General features: G+C 61.4%; 4 protein-coding genes. 3 read left to right on the top strand and 1 reads right to left on the bottom strand.

Translation table 11 applies throughout. The annotated features are described in order from the left end of the window. A partial coding sequence (locus tag ACIQ36_RS17930) for a MobA/MobL family protein (protein WP_395831853.1) occupies positions 1-1,546 on the bottom strand: 1,546 nt, incomplete at its 3' end. A gap of 1,035 nt (positions 1,547-2,581) precedes the next feature. Between ACIQ36_RS17930 and ACIQ36_RS17925 the strand changes: the two genes are divergently transcribed. The 3 genes from ACIQ36_RS17925 to ACIQ36_RS17915 are packed head-to-tail and all read left to right on the top strand — an operon-like array spanning position 2,582 to position 5,352. Further along, complete coding sequence (locus tag ACIQ36_RS17925) at positions 2,582-2,986, top strand: hypothetical protein (protein WP_395831851.1); 405 nt, start codon at positions 2,582-2,584, stop codon at positions 2,984-2,986. Further along, a complete protein-coding gene (locus ACIQ36_RS17920; protein ID WP_395831849.1) occupies positions 2,919-3,461 on the top strand; it encodes a hypothetical protein in 543 nt (180 codons plus the stop codon). Before ACIQ36_RS17925 ends, ACIQ36_RS17920 begins: the two co-directional genes overlap by 68 nt. Then, on the top strand, positions 3,454-5,352 hold the full coding sequence (locus ACIQ36_RS17915; protein WP_395831847.1) for a type IV secretory system conjugative DNA transfer family protein: 1,899 nt from the start codon (positions 3,454-3,456) through the stop codon (positions 5,350-5,352). Before ACIQ36_RS17920 ends, ACIQ36_RS17915 begins: the two co-directional genes overlap by 8 nt. Positions 5,353-5,371: the final 19 nt, after the last annotated feature.

Genomic DNA, 5,371 nt, shown 5'->3' with positions numbered 1-5,371 from the left:
GGGCGAACACCCTCGGGCTCATATCCGCGTCGAACGACCAGCGTGCGACCTCGCCTGTAATCTTTTCCTTCCGCATTCCAAAAGCCGCGTTGGCTTCCTCCTGCGCGAGCGCCTTCTCCAGCGACTGCCGCCGCTTCGAGCCTTCGTCCAGCAAATAGCGAATGTCGGTTTCAAGCTGCTGCTTGCGTCCCATCAGCATCGCCAGACGATCAAGCGTCATCGAGGCGATGCCGGTTTCCTCTTGGAGATTAGAGGCCGCGGCCCCGGCCAAGGCGAAGCCGTGAACGTCATAACCGGCGGCGGTATAGATGTCGTTGACCGCCTTCAGCAGCGTGGTTTTCCCCGTGCCCGCGCGCCCGCTGATCGTCGTCAGCTGGTGACGGCTGATCGCGGCCTCAACGGCGGCGCGCTGCTCGGCTCCATCCGGGTCCAACAATTGAACATGCTTCTCTGTGAGAACCTGTTCGACCAACGAATGCGGGATAGCTTCGGCCCGCTGGCCCTGGGCGAGCGTGTCGAGATCGGCCAGGAGTTTCTTTTCGCCGTCAATCTGCTCTTCGGTCGAATAGAGGATATTGCCGCGCACATCCTTACCGACCGACTGCAACAGCGGGTGCGCCATAAGCTCATGCTCAAGCGCCTTGAACTCGGTCTCGTCCCCGCGCACCAGCGTGAACAACTCGCGCTTCAGCTGGGCTTCGGTAAAGACAGCGTTGTGATTAGAGACGGCACGAATAACCGGCGAGAGATCGCTTCGCAGCCGATCAAGGTTCTCCGCCCGGCGGCGCTCGTTCTCGGAAACCAACTCCGAGCCCGCGCCATCGGCGGCGAGTTTGCGGCCCCAATAGCCCTCGTGGACGGTCGGCTCGAGATCGATGCCCTGGGCTACATAGCTGCGATTATCAAGGCGCGGCTGGAAGCCATGCTGCATCAGGTGGCGATTGCCGATCGCCGCAAACTGCTCGCGCTCGTGTTGCAAGCTATCCCGCTGTTGTGCCTTTCGGTTATAGCCCGGCGCGCGTGCGCCTAGACCTTCAGCGGTGACATTCCGCGTTGCCGAGATGATGTGAAGGTGCGGGTTTTTCGCTTCACTATGGAAGGCATAGGCAACGGCATAGCCGCGATCAGCGAAGACCTCTTTGAGGTAATCCAGAGCGAGGGCTTTGTTCTGTTCAACGTCAAGTTCGATCGGCAGCGCAACGATAAAGCGGCCATCGGTTTTAGCCCGGTTCTGGTACCCCTCGATAATGTCGGCGGATTTTTTCCGATGGTACTGATTGATATTGCGGGTCTCTTCGAGCTCGAGCACGCGCCCGAACTCCTGGAGCGGAACGCCCTCCCGCTCAAGCTCTTTCATCCAGTCGGGCGCACCGTCCGGAATCATAATTCCCTTCATGGCGACGTCGGTACGATGTTGGTAATCGACCTTCTGGCCAGAGAATTCGCACTCGGCTTTTTCACCTCCAATATAGGCCGCAATGCAGACCGACCCGAGTTTGGAATCGGAGCGCAGCCTGTAGTCCTTTTTGAGGTGAATCCAATCCACGGTGTGTCGACGCCTCTGCTACGACCGGGCTAGTGGGGTTAACGGGCGCGATCTTTGGGTGCCGTGTGCTTGGCTCGAGCGCTTGACGTCCTGAGAGGCATTTGAAGGCACTTCGATCACACTCCGCCGGAAGGGCCGCCCGTATCGTGCTAGGCGCTAGCCAGCACGATACAGTAAGTGCGCATGTTTGTGAACCGCTCGTGAGATCGGTGCTGCACATGAACTTTATAAAGGCAGGGAAAGGGCAGAGTTTGGGGAGGCGGCGGTGGGGCGCGGTTTTGCGCCGCCGCATCGGCGAGGGCCAGTCCATCATAGGACGGCACCGCCTCTCTCTTGAGGCAAAGCCTCGCGATACGAATTTTCCGCGCACAGCATTTAGGAAAATTCGTTATTTACGGCGTTTGAATAAAATCCGATGCATCACTGTCCCCGCTTTCCACGGGCAAATGGGGCGACCCAACCGACGCAGGAGGGCAGGGGCGGCCCATAGGCCGGGGGATCGATGCGCGGGTCGGTGCGCGCAAGGGCGATCCCCCGGCCGTTTGCCGGTGGTAAGTGGGGACAGCCGGGCGGATTATTGGGAGCGCTCCCCTTGAGGCAAAGCCTCTCCGCATGAATTTTCCGCGCCATCGGCACATAGGAAAATTCATCAGCGGCTGGAGGGCCAATCTCGCGTGCCGCCCCGATGCCCGCTTTTCACGGGCATAGGAGACCGGCGGCGCGACGACTAGGAGCGCGGTTGGTCGAGTAGGCGCGGGGCTGATGCGGCCTTTGTCGCGCAAGGGCAGCCCCGCGCCGTTTGCCGGTGAAATGCGGGCATCGCGTCCGAGATCGTCGTTGAGGCTCCCCTCGTGCGGCCGGAGGCCGCGCCGCCTTAATAGTCTGGGCTGAATTTCCAAGGCGGTAGCCTTATCGGAAAATTCAGGCGGCAGTCGCGTCGATGAGGTTGACGGCCTGGGGCCACCATGAAAGACCATTGTCCCCAGGGGGACGCGATGCGCCCCGCTGGGTGTCGATCATTATTTCGAGGCACCCATGTCGATTACCGCACTCAAAAAGCTCCAAGAAGATCAATCGGCGCTGCTGGCGAAGCAGGCGGCGCTTGACGAAGAAATCCGTCAAGCCAAGCGCGCCCGCGCTGGCGAAATCGGCTCACAGTTCGAGAAGACGGACTTGGTCTTACGGAGCAATTTGGAAATTCAAGGGCTGATCCGCTTTGCGGAAAACCAGCCCGCGAGCTGGTGGGAGGAAATCGCCAAAACCGGCAGCGGCTCGTTTCGCCGGAACGGCGGAAAGCCCGCTGCCCGAGGTGCTGCGGCGCAGCCGCCAGCAGCGGCAAATCCTGAACCGGCAGTTGGGCCGGTTAATGGCGATGCTGGCGAAACCGGAACGGACGGCGCTGCTGCTGACGCGCCGGGAGGCGCGGCGAGCGCGCACTAAATTCCTTGCGCAGATTGGAGGGCTCTCCCAGCTGGCCGGGATCGTCGATCACCTGAACTTGCATCAGGTCGATTTGCAAACCAGCACGCGCGGCCGCGAAGCGGCGGCGGTGCTCGCCGGAGCGTTCAGCGACGCCGCGCGACGGGTCCGACGTGACGGTGCGGACGATCTGCGCGGGGCCGGAACGGCACGCTTTCGTTCGAACCAAGAGGTCCGCCTGCGCAAGCCGAAGGCGACGCGGCGGCGCACGCTAATTCAAATCGGCAGTCTTGCCGGAGCGGCGGCGTTGACCGACGCGCTCGGCTTGCCGGTGCTGGATCTGCAAGACGATAGCGTTCGGTCGCTTGATGCGGCCGCCACGCTGCTCGGGGTTTTTATTCTGGTGGAGACCGGGCTGCGCGATCCGCGCCAGGTCGCCGACTGGCGGGCGCGCGGCGCACCGCTATTGGATTACAGGAGGGGTGAGGATGGGTAGACCTATGCTCAAACTGCTGGCAGCTTTGGCCCTGGCGGATGCCGTGTTGTTGGGCGCGGCATTCGCCGCGCTTCATGTTTACGGGCGCGGTCTTGAGCCGGAGATTCTGTCGGCCCTGCGACCGCTGACGCTGTTTCTGACGTTAATTCCGGCTTTCGTTATCACGCGCTTTATGCCCTTCGAGCGCTGGGTTCTAAAGCTGGCGGGTTGGTCGCTCTTCGCGGGAGGGCTGGCGTTCACCGCTTGGCCAATCTCAGTCGCCGCAGCAGTTAAGGGATTGCCTGCATTCCATCTGCTGACGCAGGCGGCGGCAGGACTGTTCGTCGCGGTGATGGGCCTCCGGCTCATCATCCGCAGCGGGCGCATTCTCGTCGGCATCCAGCGTGGTGAAGATTATGAGCGCTCGAAGCATGGCACCTTCGGCACGGGGCGCTTTGCGACCGACGACGAGATGAAAATTTTTCACCGGCCCGAAGGGCTGGTGTTTGGCATTCTGGAGGACAAGTTGCTGCGCTTCCTCGGTGAGGGGCTGGCCATCGTCATCGCGCCGATGCGGTCAGGGAAAGGCATCACCGCCGTCATCATCTGGCTGCTGGAATATCTCGGCGGTTGCCTGGTCATCGACCCTAAGGGCGAGAATTACGCGATCACGGCCATCAGCCGCAGGCTGCTTGGCCATCGCGTTTATCGGCTTGCCCCGATGCGCATTCCCAAATGTCCTGGCCCGCAACATCGCTTCAATCCCTTCGATCAGATCGTGACGCCAGGCGAACATGACCGGGAAGGCCAGTCGCAGTTTCAGAATGATTGTCAGCTGCTGGCGGACGGCATCGTCCAATTCGCCGAAGGCGATAAAGCCCATTTTAACGACCTCGCTAAAACAATCATCGCCGGGGCCATCGCCGACGTTGCGTGGCGCTCGCCACGCCACGAGCGAAACCTCGGGAGCGTCTATCGGTTGCTGACGTCAGGGGAGGCGAATGTCGAGGCCTGGTCAAAGGCCATGATGGCCAACCCGCAGATTGGGGCAGGCTTGCCTGCCCTCTGCGGTCAGGCCTTGACTGCGGCCCAGGGTGATGAACGGGGATCGTTCTTCACGACATTGACGCGCCAAGTTCAATGGCTGGCGGATCCTTTGGTGCAGGATTCGCTCTCGGCCAGCGATTTCGATCTCAACGACGTGATCCAGGGGCGCGCCGATCTCTATGTCTGCGTTGGCGCTGAATACGCGCAGCGTTTCAGTCGCCTGTTTCGGGTGGTGATTAATTCGGCGATCCAGGTCGCGCTCCGCCAGGAGCGGCGGCCTAAGCGGAACTTTAAGCTGGTGCTCGACGAGTTTGCTGTCCTCGGCCAAATGACCTCGCTGCTCGATCCTAAGACCGGTGCAGGTGTGGTCACCTATGGGGCGGGCTATGGCATCGACACCGTGGTGATTCTGCAAGATCGGCGTCAGCTGGATCTGAACTACGGAAAGGATGGCGCTACCGTTTGGATGGGGGCCTGCAACCTGCTCTCGATCTTCGGTGTCTCGGCAGCGCAAGGCCGCGAAGCGGACGAGCTGGCGGCGCTGGCGGGCGAGACCACGGTGGTGGTCCAGTCCGACAGCCAGGGCGTCGGAACGCAAGACCGTGGACAGCCAATGGGCGGCAACGCCAGCGGCAATCTTGGGATCAGCCGCAGCGAGCAAAAGCGCAATGTCATTACCGGCGACGAGCTGCGGCGGCTGAAAGCCGACGAGGCGCTCGTCCTGACAAAAGCCGCGCCTTACCCGATGAAAGTAAAACGGGTGGCCTATTTTGATCGACGGGAATGGGATTACCGCTACGCGGTCAATCCCTACATCGTCGATGTGCCGCAGCCTAAGGCGGTTACGGTCGACGAGGCGGCGTAAGCCGCGTCGTTATTTTAGT

The sequence above is a fragment of the Elstera sp. genome (genome assembly GCF_044372965.1).
Taxonomy (GTDB): Bacteria; Pseudomonadota; Alphaproteobacteria; order Elsterales; family Elsteraceae; genus Elstera.
This window is presented reverse-complemented; position numbering and strand designations above follow the sequence as displayed.